This is a genomic window from Rhizobium sp. SRI_017 (assembly GCF_057586295.1).
In genome coordinates this window covers 755406-771263 of sequence record NZ_JBYCZP010000001.1, presented here as the reverse complement: position 1 = coordinate 771263, position 15858 = coordinate 755406, and the positions used below count along the sequence as shown (strand labels likewise).

Genomic DNA, 15858 nt, shown 5'->3' with positions numbered 1-15858 from the left:
CTCAAATCAGCACAGCGAGCGATAACCGCAGCTACAACCCCATCACCTTCCGCGCATTCCGCAGCGGCTTCAGCTCCGGCTCCACCCAGTTGCTCGGCGGATGCAGCAAATCCTCCCGCGCCTCAGGCTGCGGCATCCCATGCAACCACAGCCACACCTGCATGCAGAGCCAGGCATCTTCCAGCGCGCCGTGCAGCTTTCCGCGGCCGCGATGGCCCATATGGGCGAGCACCTTGTCGAGCCCGCCGGGGCGGCCGTATTTGGTCTTGTAGCGCCGCATCGAGCAGTCGAAGCGCGCGGGGCCCAGCGTGTGGCCGCAGAGCGAGAATTCGCCGCGCAGGAAGCGCTCGTCGAAGGATGCGTTATGAGCGATGACGCTGTCGGCGCGCTCGAAGGGCGCGATCATCTCCTCGGCATGGGCGGAGAAATCCGGCTGGAACCGCAGCGTCCAGTCGTCATAGCCATGCACGGCGGCGGCGAAGGGATTGCTGGGGCGGCCGGGATTGAAGATCAGGTGGCCGGTATTGGTGCAGTCCGCGCCATCCTGCAACGCCTCCAGGTCCAGCTCGACGGCGCCGAGCGTGATCACCCGGTCGTCATAGGTGAGACCCGTCGTTTCGACATCGACGAAGAGAAGATGCCTCGGTGATTTTCCTGCCACGTTTGTGATCCGCCTTGCTGCCCCCGTTCCGGGGTAGAACTGGACGAGCTGATTGGCAAGGGAGAGCGGGAGTTTATCCCCCTCATCCGACCCTTCGGGCCACCTTCTCCCCGCTGGGGAGAAGAGGGGAGGCTGCTGCGACGCTTCGGAACTCCTCTCCCCGGCGGGGAGAGGTCGGCCGAGCGAAGCGGAGGCTGGGTGAGGGGGTGCTTCGGGCACTAACCTCAAAGGTTGGTCATCTTCATCATCGCGTCGGTATAGCGCGCACCGGCGGCGATGTCGGGCGAGATCAGCTGGCCGAGTTCAGCCGCTTCGGCGTCGGTGAGCGTGATTTCGGTCGCGGCGACATTGTCCTCGATGTTGCGGATATTGCGCGCGCCCGGGATCGGCACGATGAAATCGCCCTGGTGCAGCACCCAGGCGAGCGCGAGCTGTGCTGCCGTGACGTCCTTGTCGCTGGCGAGGTCGGTGAGCTTGCCGACAAGTGCCGCGTTGCGATCGAAATTCTCGCCCTGGAAGCGTGGCAGACCGAGGCGGAAGTCGCCTTTGGCCAGATCCTCCTGCTTCAGCGTGCCCGTCAACATGCCCCTTCCGAGCGGGCTGAAGGGCACGAAGCCGATGCCAAGTTCATGGCAGGTTTCGAGAACGCCGTTTTCGGGATCGCGGGTCCACAGCGAATATTCGCTTTGCACCGCGGTGATCGGGTGCTCGGCATGTGCCCGGCGTATGGTGGCAGGCGAGGCTTCGGAAAGTCCCAGGGCGCGGATCTTGCCCGCCTGCACCAGATCCGCCATCGCGCCGACGGTCTCCTCGATCGGCACGTCTGGGTCGACACGATGCTGGTAATAGAGGTCGATGACATCGGTGCCGAGCCGCTTTAGCGCGGCCTCGGCGACGGCCCTGACGTTGTCGGGCCGGCTGTTGGTACCGTCGACCTGCTTTGTCACACCGCCATAGGTCTCGTAGCGAAAGCCGAATTTGGTGGCGATCACCACCTTGTCGCGATGCGGCTTGAGTGCCTTGCCGACCAGCACCTCATTGATCAGCGGACCATAGGCCTCGGCGGTGTCGAAGAAGGAGATGCCGATATCGACGGCGCGATGCATCGCGTCGATGGCATCCTTCTCCTCGGCGCCGCCATAGCCATGGCTGAAGCCCATGCAGCCGAGGCCGATGGCGGACACCTCGAGTTCACGTCCGAGTTTGCGCGTCTTCATGGAAGAGTCCTTTCGAGAGCGGCGGAATGTCGACGCGGTAGGGCACCGGTCGGAGAAAGGAAGAGTGTCCAAGAAATAGAGCCGCCGGTACGGCGTTGCAAGGCTGGTGCTCCGATCAGCCGGCTACGCTGTGATTGCCGTCGCACCACGGACGGCGCTTGCCGGTCCATGTCCTTGCCAGGCCTTCGCCGACCAGAATCTTGCCGATCGAGCGCCCGTCGCGGATCACCACGCGAAGCTGACGGCCATATTTGTCGATATCGCGATCGGCCCGTACCAACTGAAAGGCGCGGGCGCTCAACAGCTGCGACAGCCGCCGTGTCGCCCGATCGCCGAGATCGGCTTCGTAGGCACAGCGCGGCGGATGCGTCTCCGGCGCGTCAATGTCCATGATACGAATCGTGGTTCCATCCATGGTGAACGTATCGCCGTCGACGACGCAGTTGTCGCGCGCCGCCCCGCCGGAGCAGACCGGATAGCGGCGAGCATCACTTTGCTTGATCCGCGTCTTGTCGCCGATCGAGGAGACGGGGAGCCTGTCGTCCGATGTCTGCGCGGAGAGGTTGGAGGCAAGTTCCCGCATCGTGGTCGAGGCGGTCGTCAGCAGATCACGGGCGGCGGATGTATCCACGCCCGTCCATGCAAGACTCAGCAGGACGCCCAACCCCACTACCAGCGCCGCGAACAGGTCGCGGCCGATCTTCCGGCGGGGAGGGCTCCCCGCATTCGGCTTTCTGCGTCTGGTGCTGGATCTGGCGGCCTTGCTCACATCGTGAGCCTAGGCGCCCTGCCTTAACCGAATCTTAAGTCCCGATCAGCGGCGCGGCAACTTCATCCTATAGCGCACATGGCCGTCGGTCTTGACGTAGCTGTCATAGAGACGTCGCGCCCGGGCATTGTTCTCGTCGGTGTGCCAGTAGAGCCGCGACCAGCCCCTGCGCTCGGCCAGCGCGATCAGGTCGTCGAGCAGCGCCCTGCCGACACCGCCGCCGCGGGTCGCTTCGTCGACATAGAGATCTTCGAGATAGCAATCCTCCGACAGCACCCAGGTCGAGGGATGCGAGAGGTGGATGGCGAAGCCCTCGAGCTTGCCGTTGCGTTCAGCGACGCGCATCCCCACGGGCGAACCCGGATCCATGATCCGCCGCCAGGTGCCGGCCGTCACCTCGGGCGCGAGATCGACCGCATAGAAGCTGAGATAGCCGGCCCAGAGTCTCCGCCATTCCGCCTCATCCGATGCCCGTGCGTCCCTGATGTCCAGCGTCATTGTTGTCCTCCCTGCCTGCTCGGCCTCTAGCCGAATTCCGCGATCCGGCAAAGTGGCTTGACATTATTTGCGTAATTAGCTAAATACACAAATAATGATGACCCGGACAGCAACCATGCAGACTGATCACCTCAGTGCCGTCTTTTCCGCCCTGGCCGACCCGACCCGCCGGGCAATCCTGGCGCGCCTCTCCGAGGGGGATGCTTCCGTCGGCGAACTGGCCGAGCCCTTCGCTCTCTCGCTGCCGACCGTGTCGCGCCATATCGACGTTCTGGAGGATGCGGGCCTGATCGTGCGCCACCGCAAAGCGCAGTGGCGGCGCTGCGAATTCAAGCGCGAGCCATTGGTTGCCGCCAATGAATGGATCGGCCGCTACATCGCCTTCTGGGAAGGTCGTATCGACGCGCTCGCCAAGCTCGTTGAAGAACCCGACAAAGAGGACAGCAAATGACCCATCCGCCGATCGTGATGCGCCGCGTGATGAAGGCTTCGCCGGAGAAGGTTTTCGATGCGCTCGTCAATCCCGACCTGATCCGTCGCTGGATGTGCCCGGAGAGCCTGACGGTCGCTTCGATCGAGAATGATCCGGTGCCCGGTGGCGAATTCAGGCTGGTCATGCTGGAGGCGGATGGCCGCACCTATCCTGCCCGCGGCACTTATCGCGCAATCGACCCACCGCGGAAGCTCGCCTTCTCCTGGACATGGGAGACCGAAGCCATGGCCGGTATCGAGACCGAGATCACCATCGAGCTCACGCCTGCGGGTAACGACACGCTCTTCGTCATGACCCATGCCGGCCTGCCATCCGAAGACGAGCGCCGCAGCCACCAGGGTGGCTGGACGAGCGCGATCAACCAGCTTGAACGCATTTTTCAGTAAGGAGGAATGTCATGAACCAGATCGTCAGAAATACCGCCGACGGACATGCCGTGGTATCGCGCGAGGCCTGGCTCGCGAGCCGCAAGGCGCTGCTCAAGCGCGAGAAGGAATTGACCCGCCTGGGCGACACGCTGGCTGCTGAACGCCGCGCGCTGCCCTGGGTGAAAGTAGACAAGGACTACGTCTTCGAAGGCCCTGACGGACGCCAGTCCCTATCCGATCTGTTTGCGGGGCGCAGCCAGCTCTTTGTCTATCATTTCATGCTCGCGCCTGGCTGGCAGGAGGGTTGCAAGAGCTGCTCCTATGTCGCCGACCATTTCGACGGCACGCTGCCGCATCTCGCCGCCCGCGATGTCACCCTCGTCGCGGTGTCCCGCGCTGCTTTCCCGGAGATCGCCGCCTTCAAGTCCCGCATGGGCTGGAAGTTTCCCTGGCTGTCGTCCAATGGCTCCGATTTCAATTTCGATTTCGGCGTCAGCTTCACGTCCGAGGAAGTCGAGGCGGGCGAACCGATCTACAATTTCGGCAGCGAAGCGCCTCCGATCGAGGAGTTGCATGGCGCGAGCGTCTTCTTCAAGGATATTTCGGGTGCGATCTATCACACCTACTCGACCTATGGCCGCGGCCTCGACGATGTGATGAACACCTACAATTTCCTCGACATGGTGCCGAAGGGCCGCGACGAGGACAACGAGCCGCACATCATGGCCTGGGTCCGTCACCACGACAGATACGAGCATGTCCTGCGAGCCGGCGCCGCCTGCTGCGGCGGCTGATGGAGGTACGTTCGTCTTTTCCTGATTGCCTTGGTTCCGGCGAGCCAATACTGTGCCGCCGAAACCAAGATCGGGAGGAAACGATGTTACGCTTCGGTATCATTTCGACGGCACGGATCGGCGAGGAGCTGGTCGTGCCGGCCATCCAGGATGCGGACAACTGCGTCGTCTCCGCCATCGCCAGCCGCGATTTCTCCAAGGCGCGCGCCATGGCCGATCGCTTTTCGGTGCCGCATGCCTTCGGCTCCTATGAGGAGATGCTGGCGTCGGACAAGATCGACGCGGTCTACATCCCGCTGCCGACCTCGCAGCATGTCGAATGGACGATAAAGGCGGCCGATGCTGGCAAGCATGTGCTCTGCGAAAAGCCGATCGCGCTTCATGCCGACGAGATCGATTCCCTCATCGCCGCCCGCGACCGCAACAAGGTGCTGGTGACCGAGGCCTACATGGTCACCTATTCCCCGGTCTGGCGGAAGGTCCGTTCGCTGATCCAGGAGGGTGCGATCGGCACGCTGAAGCACGTCCAGGGCGCCTTCACCTACTACAACCGCGACCCGGGCAACATGCGCAACATCCCGTCGCTCGGCGGCGGCGGCCTGCCCGATATCGGCGTCTATCCGACGATCTCCACCCGTTTCGTCACGGGCAAGGAACCGCTGCGCGTCCAGGCCACGACCGACCGTGACAAGGAATTCGGCACCGACATCTATTCCTCGGTCCGCGCCGATTTCGGCGATTTCGAACTGTCCTTCTACATCTCCACCCAGCTCGCCGCGCGCCAGGTCATGGTCTTCCACGGTGAGAAGGGCTACATCGAGGTCAAGTCGCCCTTCAACGCCAACCGTTATGGCGCCGAGGAACTCGAACTCACCAACCAGAACCACTCGCAGTCCCAGCATTTCCGTTTCCAGGATTGCCGCCAGTACAAGCTCGAGGCCGAAGCCTTCACCCGCGCCGCACGCGGCGAGAAGGAAGAGGTGGTGACGCTGGAGAGTTCGAAGAACAACCAGAAATTCATCGACGCGGTGTACCGGGCTTCGGAGAAGGCGGGCTGGGAAGACGTGTGAGGGTTCGAAAGACCCCTCCCAAACTCCCACAAGGGGGAGGGCTTAATCTGCCGCGCCCTCGTCCATTGACCGCAACGTGTTGCGGAAGGCCGGTCGGTTGCGGCAGCTGCCTGGTGTCGATCGAGGGGCAGGGGCGCTGCCCCAACTTAGCCCTCCCCCTTGTGCGGAGGGACGGGGAGGGGTCTTAGCCAAGACCGTGATGCCTCAGGCAATCGCCATCCTCTGCTGATCGCTCAGCCCCTTCATCTTCAGCAGCATGATGTCAGCCACCGCGACGGCCAGCACCGCAATGAACGTCGCGCCGATGGCGGTCAGCCCGCTCCAGTCGACAGCCAGCACCGCGATGCTGCCCAGCACCCAGAGCGCGTCGCCGATGATCGCAACCCGAACCCCGCCGGCCGACGCGGTGGGCTGGCTGCTCATGGCCAGATGAAACAGCCCCCACACGAAGAGAAAGGCGCCGAGCCCCATGATGATGCTGCCGGTTAAGGCCGGCCCGATCAATTCTGCCACGAGGCCGGAAAAGCCGAGGAAGGCAGCGCCGGCGACGACAGAGACGATGCCGTCGACGAGAAGGGTGTATTTCAGAAGATTGCGCTTGATGAGATCGAACATGGTGTGTTCCTTTCGTGTTGACGCTCCGATCATTGCCGTTGGAGGGAAGGAAACCAATTACCTCAGAGGTAATGGATTTGCGGCTGCCGATGCTCTCTTATCCGGGCAGGCATATCGGAGAATCCCATGCAGTTCGGCGAACAATTGAAGGAATGGCGCGGGCACCGGCGGATGAGCCAGCTCGATCTGGCAACGGAGGCCGGCATTTCCTCGCGCCACGTCTCGTTCCTCGAAACCGGCCGCTCGCGGCCAACGGAGGGGATGATCCTCAGGCTCTCGGCCGTGCTCGATATCCCCGCGCGCGATCAGGGAATGATGTTTTCGGCCGCCGGTTTCCGCCCGCGCTTCGGCACCAATCCTGCCCAGGCGCTCGACAAATTGCCACCTGCGATCGCACAAGCGATCCGCCTCATCCTTGACCGGCACGATCCCTATCCCGGCGTCGTCTTCGACCACGAATACAACGTTCTCGCGGCCAATCGCCCCTTCGCTGTGCTTGCCGGTCTGGCCGGGATCGAGGTGAAGCCCGGTATCAATTTCCTCGATGCCTATCTCAGCCCGTCGCCGCTTCGCGACATCATCACCAACTGGCGCGTGACGGCAGCCGATCTCGTCCACCGCATCCGTGGCGAAGCCTGGCTGCAGGGGCCGCGGTCACCACTCTCGCGGCGGATAGAGCGACTGGCTGCCTTGCCCGAGGTGCAGGAGGCCCTGGAGGAACACCCGGAAAGCGCGCGTCTTCCCATCCTGCCGATATCGATGAAGCTTGGTGGCAAGACGCTGAGCTTCATCACCACGCTCACCACCTTTGGCTCGGTACAGGATGCGCTGGCGCAAGGCGTGCTCATCGAGTCCTTCTTTCCGGCCGACGAAGCCACCAAGGTCCATTTCGAAGGAAGCTGACGCCTCAGCTGTTGATCGCGATCATGCCGCCGATGATCAGGATCACACCGAGCAGGTAGCGCAGCGTCAGGGCTTCGCCGAGGAAATACTGGGCGAGCAGCGGCACGAAGCAGAATGTCAGGCCCATGAACGAGTAGGCGATCGTCAGGGGTACCTGCTTCAGCACGAAGATCCAGATGATCGTGCCGATCGCGTAAAGTGCGATCGCGACGATGAAGATCGGATTGAACAACAGACCCGTCAGCCCTCGCGCGTCGAGCCCGCCGGTGGTGGCGCTGGTCAGTTTGAACAGCACCTGGCCGGACGCGATCAGGAATGGCGTCCCGAGCAGGCCGATCCAGATCGGGAGTGGGAAGTTGAACATGGCGGACTAGGACCGGTCTTCCGCATAGAAGATGTCGCGGCCGATATCGACGCAGACATAGGATGCCGGCACCGGATGCATCGCTCGCAGGAAGGAGTGGGTATAGGGGAAGAAGTTGAAATGCGGGTTGAAGGCGTAGCGTGATTCCCGCTCGCGCGGCACGACGATGATCAGCTTCTTCTTGGCGACCCGGCGAAGCTCGGCGATCGCCTTGTGATATTCGAGCACGTGCTCGATCACATGGGTGCAGATCACGGTGTCGAATTCGCCGTCGGCAAAGGGCAGTTCCTCCACCTTGGCCGCGACATATTCGATGCCGTCGAGACGCGAGGCATCGTCGATGACGAAATCGACGCCAGTCATGCGGTCGAGTTTGCGGGCTGCCTTGATACGCGACAGCAGCGCGCCGGTGCCGCAGCCGACATCGGCCACGCTGTCGCCGGCCACGAACTTGATGATCTCGCGAATGCAGGCTTCGGAATTGTCGGTACCCTCATGCACGCGCGGATGCTTGCGGTAGAGGTCGGCATACTCTTCGCTCGTCAGGAACGGCGCGCGTTCGCGGAAGCGTGCGAGATGATCGATGTGGTCGCCCCAGGCCATTTTTGCGGCGCGACGGAAGAGCTGCGAATCCCGCAATGCGGCCGGAAGGATGTCCTCGATGACGAAGCGAATGCGGTTGGTCGTTTCCCGGTTCATGTTCAGTCCTCGATGGCCTCAGGCGGCCTTGGTCTTGATCGGATTGTTGCCACTCTTGCGCGTCGCGGCCATGGGCATGGACGGCATCGGTGTCCGGACGATGCCCGGCTGGCCAAGATAGTGGATACGGAGCTGCTCGACGCGCGTGCGCGCCAGCGAATCCAGGATGAGGCCGGCCATGAACATGCCGAAGGACATGCCGACCATCGTGACGGCCAGGATCCAGGTCGGCATACGCGTCACCAGGCCGGTGGAGAAGAATTCGTAGAGGACCGGCAGCGATAGCGTGACCCCACCGGCGAAGAGTGCGGCGGCGAACATGAGATAGAATGCAAAGGGCCGCGTCTCCTTCATCAGCATGGCGAACATCCAGAGGATCTTGCGCCCATCGCCGAATGTGGAGAGCTTGGAATGCGATCCATCCGGCCGTCGGCCGTAGTCCAGTTCGAGCTCGCAGACCGGCATCTTCAACCGTGAGGCATGGACGGACATCTCCGTCTCGATCTCGAAACCATCGGATATCGCCGGGAAGCTCTTCACGAAACGCCGAGAAAAGGCGCGGTAGCCGGAGAAGATGTCGGTGAAGTCCTTGCCGAAGATCGAGCGGTAGAGCCGGTTGAAGATCTTGTTGCCGAAGGCGTGGCCCTTGCGGCCGGCATCGACGGTCACGTCGCGGCGAGTGCCGACAACCATATCGGCCCGCTCGGTGAGCAGCGTGTTGACCAGGTTCTCGGCGTCCTCTGGCGAATAGGTGCCGTCACCGTCGGCCATCAGGTAGATATCGGCCTCGATGTCGCCGAACATGCGGCGCACGACATTGCCCTTGCCCTGGCGCTTTTCACGGAACACGGTCGCGCCGGCCAGCGCTGCGCGCATCGCGGTGTCGTCGCGGGAATTGTTGTCGTAGACATAGATCCGCGCCGTCGGCAGCGCTCGCCGGAAACCCAGCACCACGTCGCCGATGGTCAGCGACTCGTTGTAGCAGGGAATGAGCACCGCAATCTCGTAGTCGTGGGTCATCGGCGGGGTCTCGCTCGCTCTCTCGCGTTCGCGCGCCAGGATCGGGGGACACGGCGCAGTCTCCTCGGCTTTACTATTTCTTGAGAAGGTTAAGCTTAGGTTGCAGCGCTGAGGGATAATTGCGCTTGCGGGCTTGAATCATGAACCAAACTGCGGCCGCCCGGCCGGTTTCGAGCCGGACACTGGTAAGCTGGCGGCGTGTGGAGCCAGGCGACAGCCTCCTGCCGAGGCAGTTGCTGACGATCGTCCTGCTGGTGAGCCTTGCTGCCGTGATCGTGCAGCTCGTGCTCTGGTTCGTGAACGCGACCGATTATGTCGGCGTGGATCCCGACGATACGATGCGTCTCGTTGAGGTGCGCGACTATCTGGCCGGCCAGAGCTGGTTCGATCTCGACCAGCGCCGGCTCGGCCCGGATGGCGGCACGCTGATGCACTGGTCGCGGCTCATCGACTGGCCGATCGCCCAGCTGATAAATCTCTACGGGCTCTTTCTCGGGCCTCAGCAGGCCGAGGCGGCTGCGGTCGTGACATGGCCCTTGCTGCTCATCCTGCCGCTTCTCGCCGCCGCCTCGCTCGCCAGCTACCGCCTCGGCGGCAAAAGCGGCATGGTGATCGGCCTCATCCTCTCGCTCGTCTTCCTGGTCGCCATCGTCCGCTTCCGCCCGGGCGCCATCGATCACCACAATGTCCAGCTCATCCTTGTCACCTTCATCGCGGCCATGCTGCTCGATCCGCTGGCGCGGGCCTCGAATTTTGCAGCGGCAGCCGTTGCTGGCGCATTCGCGCTCGCTATTGGCGCCGAGACCACGCCGCATGTGGCGGTCGCGGCAATGAGCGTTGCGCTCCTCTGGGCGCTCAATGGCGAACGCTACCGCCGCGCGGCAATCGGCTTCGGCGTCGCTTTCGCGCTCGCCACTGGCATCCTTTTCTTCGCGACGACGCCGGCGCGGCTTTGGGCCAGTGTCACCTGCGACACCCTCTCGCTCGGCTACCTGGTGCTTGCTTCCGCTGGCGGTGCCATGCTCGCGGGCTCGGCCCTTGCACTGACTGGACGGACGCTCACCGCCCGCCTGGCCTCGCTCGCCACCACAGGGGTCGTGGTCCTGCTGCTCGCTGTTGCGATCGCTCCGGAATGCCTGCAAAACCCGCTCAACAGCCTCGATCCGCTGCTCAAGACCTACTGGCTCAGTTCGATCGGCGAAGCGCAATCGATCATGGCGGTCATGGATGCGGACCCCACCAACATCGGCACCTTCTACGCCGTCGGCATTATCGGCTTGGCAGTATGCGTGATGCGCATCCTGCGCGGCGAGCAGGTCATTCCGCATGCCGTGCTGCTCGGCCTGATCGCAACGAGCTGGGCGGTCTCGGCCGTCCAGGTACGCGGCATGCTGTTTGCGAACTTCCTGGCCTTCATCCCGCTCTCCGCCCTCGTTGCCGATCTGCGCAGTCTGTATCTCGGGCGGCGCAATGACATGCGGGCGGTGACGGCCTTCGTGCTGTCTGCGCTGTTCAGCGTCCCGTCGGTCTGGACCGTCGTCGGCGTCCTCGCCGCGGATCCGATGAACGCACTGGCTGGCGCCACGACGAACACAGCGAACGACACGAAAAACGAGAGCGCCGCGCTGGTCTGCGTGACCGCCGAGAGCGGTGCGCGCCTCGCCACCCTGCCGGCGGGCCGCGTGCTGACGAGCTTCAACGAAGGTCCGGCGCTGCTGCGCTATACGCCGCATTCGGTGCTCGGCGCCAATTACCACCGCAACCAGCGCGGCATGGTCGCTTCCATCGAGATCGGTATGGCCAAGCCCGACATGGCATTCACCAAACTCGCGGAGCAGAACGTTCGCTACGTCCTGCTCTGCGACGACGACCCGATGGCGGAACGCATCGCCAAGGAATACCCCTCAGGCCTCTACGCCGCGCTGTCGAAAAACGAGGTCCCCGGCTTTCTCGAAGAACTCCCGATGGAAGAAGTGTCCGGCCTTCGGATTTTTGAAATGATCCAACGCTGAGGCAATCCGGCGACCCCGATGAACCGGAGCCGCCGAGATCGTTCACGTCGGCGCTGCTGAAAGCGCCGAGAGCGCCGCGCCGGACGGCTGGAACGGGTAGATCGCAAGCTCGTCATACCATCCCGCCGCAAAGGCGGCCGTGCCGTCGTTCCGGCCGAGCCGCGCGGAGGAAAGATCGGCGTCGATCACCGACGCATCCTGCTGCGCCACACCGCCGCCATAAGCGCCGGCCCGCCCCGTCGCATCCCAGCCGCCGGCAATCCCGAAATCCAGAAGCGGTGCCGTCAGGCTGCCGGCGATGACGAGCGGCGAGGCGTGCCCGATGCCAAGCGCCGTCTGGCCGGAATTGAGCGCCAGAAGACGCGTACCGGCGGCGGCACCGAGAAGCGCACCGCTGCTGCCCCAGACCCCCGATCCCCTTATTGCCAGGCCCGATGCTGCCCGGCCCAGAAGAGCCGCACCCGCCGCGCTGAGGCGGCACTCGTCCGCCGCGCGGGTCACGGCAGTACCGCTGGTTCGGATGGCGGAGGTGGATTGCCCCTGCCTCTCGCATTGCGGCAGGCCGACCCGGAGCGTGAAATCGAGCACGGTGCTGGTCGTCGCGGCCACCGATATCCTCGGCTGGACGAAAGCAGTGGTCGCGCCGCCGGCGAGCGGGGCGGAAAAGCCGAAACGCTTCAATCCGCTTCCGATCAGCGATTTGATGTCTGCTCCGATCGTCTGCAGGACAAAGCCGCCCGCCGATGTGCCTTCCCGGAAGGTGAGACGCAAGCCGGTAGCGCTGCTGAGGCTTCCGCCGACGAGGGCGAGCCAAGTCGACATCGACCAGCGTTCGGCCGTCAGCGCCGCGATTTCCTGCGTTCCCTCGCAGCTCAGCATGGCGCCGTTGCCATCGGCGATCGTGCCGTGGAAGCGGATGTCGACATAGTCCACGCCCTTGTAAGTGCCGATACCGATGACGGTCCGGGTCAGGCCGGTGCCACCCGAGGTCCAGTTGGTCGGCAGCGCGCCGCCCGAACCGATTATGCCTGCCGCGGCGCCGAGCATCGTATTGTTGCGGATCGTGTTGGTCGACGGTCCCTCCAGCAACAACTGACGCCGGCCATTGCCGTAGTCGAAGCGCGGCGTGTCGGCAGCCGCTGTCGAAAGCGTGCCATCCGCGCCGATGCAGCCCGCGCTACTGGCGCGGGAATAGTCGAACATGTCAGCGAAACTCGTCGGCGAGAGTCGCGTCAGGTCAGCGATATCAGCCGATCCTATCGAATCCGGTGCGACTGTGGTGGCGGCATATTGCCCGTTCCGGAACGAAGCGGCGAAGCCGGGCGGCCAGATGCCGCTGCCGGCCTTGTCAGCAGCGAGATAGGCGGGCGCCTGCCACCAGGCCGCCGCCCGCGCCGAGGTGAGGTCGAGTGCCGTCCCCAGCATCAGACGAGCCCCAGAATGGCCGATGCCGTCGTGCCGGTTGCGAGCACCCTGGCGACGCGAACGGGCAGCACCGTTCCGGATGCGACGGCGCCGAACGAGACCGAAGCGCCTGAGGCCATGACGGCCGCGACGGATCCCGCCGCGCCGACATAGAGGGCCCGCGTGGTCTCACCGAGATCGGTGGAATCGTTCGGGGTTACCGCAAAAGCGTGCGTGGCGGGACCGGAGAGAGAGGGTGTGGAATACTGAAATCTGTCAGGCATGAAAGTGCTCCTGGTAAAAACAACACGCGCATTATCCCACCGCCCGGGAGGGCGGGGATGAAACGCATGTCGATTTTTTCAGGAGCGCTTGCGAAGCCGGAGCCGGATGCCGTTTTCCGAGCGCAGCGTCAGCCGCGCCACGGGCTTCGGCACATGGCCTTCGACCGGCGTGATCTCATAGTGGTGAGCGATCATGGACAGGATGATCGCCGCCTCCTGCAACGCGAAGGACGCGCCCAGGCAGACGCGCGGACCCTGGCTGAACGGCATGTAGGCGGATCTGATCGCCTCCTTCTCGTCCTCGCGTGAGAAACGATCGGGATCGAACATATCCGGATTCTTCCAGATCTCGCGATGCCGTTGCATCAGCCATAGCGAAATGAAGATGGCAGATCCCTTCTTGAGATTCTTGCCGCGCATCGTCTCCGGCACGGTGATGTCGCGTGGCACGAAGGAAACCGGAGGGTAGAGGCGCAAGGTCTCGCGGAAGACATCCCGCGTCAGCTTGAGATGCTTGAACTGGGCCGGCCTGAAATTGCCGTCCTCGAGAAACGCCCGCTGGGTCTCCGCATGCATGCGCTCCTGCACGTCGCGATCCTGGGCGACAAGATAGAGTGCCCAGGAGAGCGCGCTTGCCGACGTCTCGTGGCCGGCCAGGAACATCACGGCGATCTGGTCGATCAATTCCTTCTCGGTGAATTTGGAGCCGTCATTGTCGCGTGCGTCGATCAGGGATTGCAGGATGTCCTGTGGCTTCTTCTCCGGATTGGTTTCCAGCAATTCGAAGCGCTTGCGCACCATGCGCGCGAGCGGTCCGCGAATATTGCGGGCATGCTTGATCGCGCGTAGCCGCGGAATCGACAGCGCCTGCGGCAGGCCGGCCATGTTCCAGACGCCGTGGATATAGGCGAGTTCCTGGTAATGGTTGAATGCGTCGAAGATCGATTCCGCATCCTCCGGTGGGATCGGCTCGGAGAAGATCGTGCGGAAGATGATGTCCGCAGTGACATGCGTCATCTCGAAATCAACTGCGACCTCGCGGCCGTCGGCCACCTTGTCGAGCCGCGCCTTCATCGCTTCCGCCGCCTGCATCATCAGCGGAAAGACTTCGGAAATGCGGGCGAATTCAAAGGCCGGATTCATCATCCGGCGCTGGCGTTTCCACACTTCGCCGTTGGAAACGAAGACACCGTCACCGAGGATCTGGTACAGGATGGTTCCCATCAGATCGCTCTTGGGATACCGGGCGACGTCTTCGTTCAGGATGCGGTTGACGATCTCGGGCTGCGTGAGGAAGTAGAACCGCCGGCGCACGCCGGCGAATTCGCCCATCTTCATCGAATAGCTGCGCTCGAACAGCACATCGAGCGACGAATGCCGCCCCTTGATGATGCGGGTCAGCGGCGAGGGCCTGGTCTTCCTGATGTCAGGCATGGGGCCGATGATGCGGCTCATGCGCGCTTTTCCTTCTTGAAATAGGGCTTGCCGGATTGCCTAGCATGGTACCGGTCGGCGGCTCTTTGATTTCCCGCAATCAGCAGCACGAAATCGTAGAGATCGGTGCCGATCTGCGGATGGCCGTTGGCATGCAGGTAGAAGAAGTGCATCAGCATGCGATGGTAGCGCGCCTCATTCATATGCTCTTCGGTGTGGATCTTGTGGAACTGGGCGTTCAGCATCTTCGGCATGTGCTTCGGCCGGTTCGGCAGGAAGTCCAGCACATTCATCAGCGCGAAGCAGGCACCGTCTGGCGGCGAGGAGAAGTCGAGCCAGGTGAAATCGGGGAAACTGGCGTAACGCGTCAGTTCGTCATGATACCAGCCATGCCTCTTGCGCAGCGCCATCAGGCCCTGGGTCTGCCCGAGCGTCACCAGCGCGAGCGGCGAACCCTTCTGCCCCCAATCCGGACGCTTCGCCAGCACACGTGAGGCGACGATCGTCGCAAGCGTGGTACCGAAACTGTGGCCGATGATAACCGCCTCGTCGGGCTTGCCCTCCTCGACCGAGGCAATGATATGGTCCGCCATCTGATCGAGCCGCTGGTCTAGATCAGGCACGTTCTCCCGAGAGATCACCATCTTGTTGGCAAAGAGCCCGATCCGTCCGTTCCATTCCGGGCGGTAGCGGTCCATGTTCTTTGATATCCACCAATAGGACCAGCCGCCGAGCGCGATCAGGGCCACGGCAATGATCTTCCCGATAATGCCGGGAAACAGCCATAGGCCGAGCAGGCCGATCAGCGGCAGCAGCACGCCGAGCCCATGCATGATGGCGGTGACCGCCGGTGCGGACATGACGATGGCGATCGGCCAGGATTCGCGAATGGTACGCGTATAGACGCCATCGAGGAAGAGACGCCACAGCCCGGCGATCGACTGCAGATAGACCAGCCAGTTCCGCTTGTCCCAATGCTGGCGGATGATGTCGTCCCATTGCAGGAAGTCGAAACTGGTCTCGGCGCGCCCGTCGGGCAGGTCGGCGTCGATGATCCAGCGGCGTACCAGCTTGCCGATATTCTTGCGCGGCCCGGTCTTGACCGTGTGTCCGCTGGTCTCGCTCCACTTGTCGGTCTCGGTAACGCAGTTCTTGTGCAGGAAGAGCGCGCCGCGCGGATCGAAGCCGCTGATGAAGAACACCTGCCGGCGGAACGGTTGCTTCTCGGTTTCCTGCATTTCAACCCTGATGTG

Annotated in this window: 18 protein-coding genes; 6 read left to right on the top strand and 12 right to left on the bottom strand. The window is 63.2% G+C overall.

The genetic code is table 11. The features are described from left to right. Window positions 1–31: 31 nt before the first annotated feature. From AC2YI2_RS03855 to AC2YI2_RS03840, 4 genes are all read right to left on the bottom strand, one after another. The gene (locus tag AC2YI2_RS03855; protein WP_487385093.1) at window positions 32–661 is read right to left on the bottom strand and encodes a 3'-5' exonuclease; all 630 of its coding nucleotides are present in this window, start codon (window positions 659–661) and stop codon (window positions 32–34) included. 224 nt (window positions 662–885) lie between these two features. After that, window positions 886–1878: an aldo/keto reductase gene (locus AC2YI2_RS03850; protein ID WP_487385092.1), complete on the bottom strand. Its 993-nt coding sequence runs from the start codon at window positions 1876–1878 to the stop codon at window positions 886–888. Window positions 1879–1993: 115 nt separating this feature from the next. Then, the gene (locus AC2YI2_RS03845) at window positions 1994–2509 is read right to left on the bottom strand and encodes a thermonuclease family protein (protein WP_487385091.1); all 516 of its coding nucleotides are present in this window, start codon (window positions 2507–2509) and stop codon (window positions 1994–1996) included. A 183-nt stretch (window positions 2510–2692) separates the two neighbouring features. Beyond that, window positions 2693–3145, bottom strand: coding sequence for an N-acetyltransferase family protein (locus AC2YI2_RS03840; protein ID WP_487385090.1), 453 nt, complete (start codon window positions 3143–3145; stop codon window positions 2693–2695). A gap of 115 nt (window positions 3146–3260) precedes the next feature. Between AC2YI2_RS03840 and AC2YI2_RS03835 the strand changes: the two genes are divergently transcribed. From AC2YI2_RS03835 to AC2YI2_RS03820, 4 genes are all read left to right on the top strand, one after another. Next, entirely contained in the window at window positions 3261–3596 is a 336-nt protein-coding gene (locus tag AC2YI2_RS03835) for an ArsR/SmtB family transcription factor (RefSeq protein ID WP_487385089.1), read from the top strand. Next, the gene (locus tag AC2YI2_RS03830; RefSeq protein WP_487385088.1) at window positions 3593–4024 is read left to right on the top strand and encodes an SRPBCC family protein; all 432 of its coding nucleotides are present in this window, start codon (window positions 3593–3595) and stop codon (window positions 4022–4024) included. Before AC2YI2_RS03835 ends, AC2YI2_RS03830 begins: the two co-directional genes overlap by 4 nt. Before the next feature lie 11 nt (window positions 4025–4035). Continuing rightward, window positions 4036–4800 carry a DUF899 domain-containing protein gene (locus AC2YI2_RS03825; protein WP_487385087.1) on the top strand — a complete coding sequence of 255 codons (765 nt, stop codon included), beginning with the start codon at window positions 4036–4038 and terminating at the stop codon, window positions 4798–4800. 83 nt (window positions 4801–4883) lie between these two features. Next, window positions 4884–5870, top strand: a complete 987-nt coding sequence (locus AC2YI2_RS03820) for a Gfo/Idh/MocA family protein (RefSeq protein WP_487385086.1) — start codon at window positions 4884–4886, stop codon at window positions 5868–5870. 204 nt (window positions 5871–6074) lie between these two features. Here the strand turns inward: AC2YI2_RS03820 and AC2YI2_RS03815 are convergent, their stop codons facing one another. Further along, a complete protein-coding gene (locus AC2YI2_RS03815) occupies window positions 6075–6485 on the bottom strand; it encodes a hypothetical protein (RefSeq protein ID WP_487385085.1) in 411 nt (136 codons plus the stop codon). A gap of 126 nt (window positions 6486–6611) precedes the next feature. Between AC2YI2_RS03815 and AC2YI2_RS03810 the strand changes: the two genes are divergently transcribed. Continuing rightward, window positions 6612–7388: a helix-turn-helix domain-containing protein gene (locus tag AC2YI2_RS03810; protein ID WP_487385084.1), complete on the top strand. Its 777-nt coding sequence runs from the start codon at window positions 6612–6614 to the stop codon at window positions 7386–7388. Between the two features lie 4 nt (window positions 7389–7392). On the opposite strand, the gene AC2YI2_RS03805 is transcribed toward AC2YI2_RS03810, so the two are convergent. Genes AC2YI2_RS03805 through AC2YI2_RS03795 form a run of 3 tightly spaced genes read right to left on the bottom strand, consistent with a single transcriptional unit; the run spans window position 7393 to window position 9471 of the window. Beyond that, a complete protein-coding gene (locus AC2YI2_RS03805) occupies window positions 7393–7752 on the bottom strand; it encodes a DMT family transporter (RefSeq protein ID WP_487385083.1) in 360 nt (119 codons plus the stop codon). Window positions 7753–7758: 6 nt separating this feature from the next. After that, window positions 7759–8451, bottom strand: coding sequence for a class I SAM-dependent methyltransferase (locus tag AC2YI2_RS03800; protein WP_487385082.1), 693 nt, complete (start codon window positions 8449–8451; stop codon window positions 7759–7761). Between the two features lie 18 nt (window positions 8452–8469). Continuing rightward, a complete protein-coding gene (locus tag AC2YI2_RS03795) occupies window positions 8470–9471 on the bottom strand; it encodes a glycosyltransferase (RefSeq protein ID WP_487385081.1) in 1002 nt (333 codons plus the stop codon). Window positions 9472–9611: 140 nt separating this feature from the next. On the opposite strand from AC2YI2_RS03795, the gene AC2YI2_RS03790 reads away from it, so the two are divergent. After that, window positions 9612–11483 (top strand): hypothetical protein, encoded by a 1872-nt coding sequence (locus tag AC2YI2_RS03790; RefSeq protein ID WP_487385080.1) that lies wholly within the window; start codon window positions 9612–9614, stop codon window positions 11481–11483. Window positions 11484–11525: 42 nt separating this feature from the next. Here the strand turns inward: AC2YI2_RS03790 and AC2YI2_RS03785 are convergent, their stop codons facing one another. From AC2YI2_RS03785 to AC2YI2_RS03770, 4 genes are all read right to left on the bottom strand, one after another. After that, window positions 11526–12908 (bottom strand): phage head spike fiber domain-containing protein, encoded by a 1383-nt coding sequence (locus AC2YI2_RS03785; RefSeq protein WP_487385079.1) that lies wholly within the window; start codon window positions 12906–12908, stop codon window positions 11526–11528. Further along, window positions 12908–13171 (bottom strand): spike base protein, RCAP_Rcc01079 family, encoded by a 264-nt coding sequence (locus AC2YI2_RS03780; protein ID WP_487385078.1) that lies wholly within the window; start codon window positions 13169–13171, stop codon window positions 12908–12910. Before AC2YI2_RS03780 ends, AC2YI2_RS03785 begins: the two co-directional genes overlap by 1 nt. Before the next feature lie 78 nt (window positions 13172–13249). Continuing rightward, the gene (locus AC2YI2_RS03775) at window positions 13250–14626 is read right to left on the bottom strand and encodes a cytochrome P450 (protein ID WP_487385077.1); all 1377 of its coding nucleotides are present in this window, start codon (window positions 14624–14626) and stop codon (window positions 13250–13252) included. Then, window positions 14623–15843 carry an alpha/beta fold hydrolase gene (locus AC2YI2_RS03770; protein WP_487385076.1) on the bottom strand — a complete coding sequence of 407 codons (1221 nt, stop codon included), beginning with the start codon at window positions 15841–15843 and terminating at the stop codon, window positions 14623–14625. Before AC2YI2_RS03770 ends, AC2YI2_RS03775 begins: the two co-directional genes overlap by 4 nt. Between the last annotated feature and the right edge of the window lie 15 nt (window positions 15844–15858).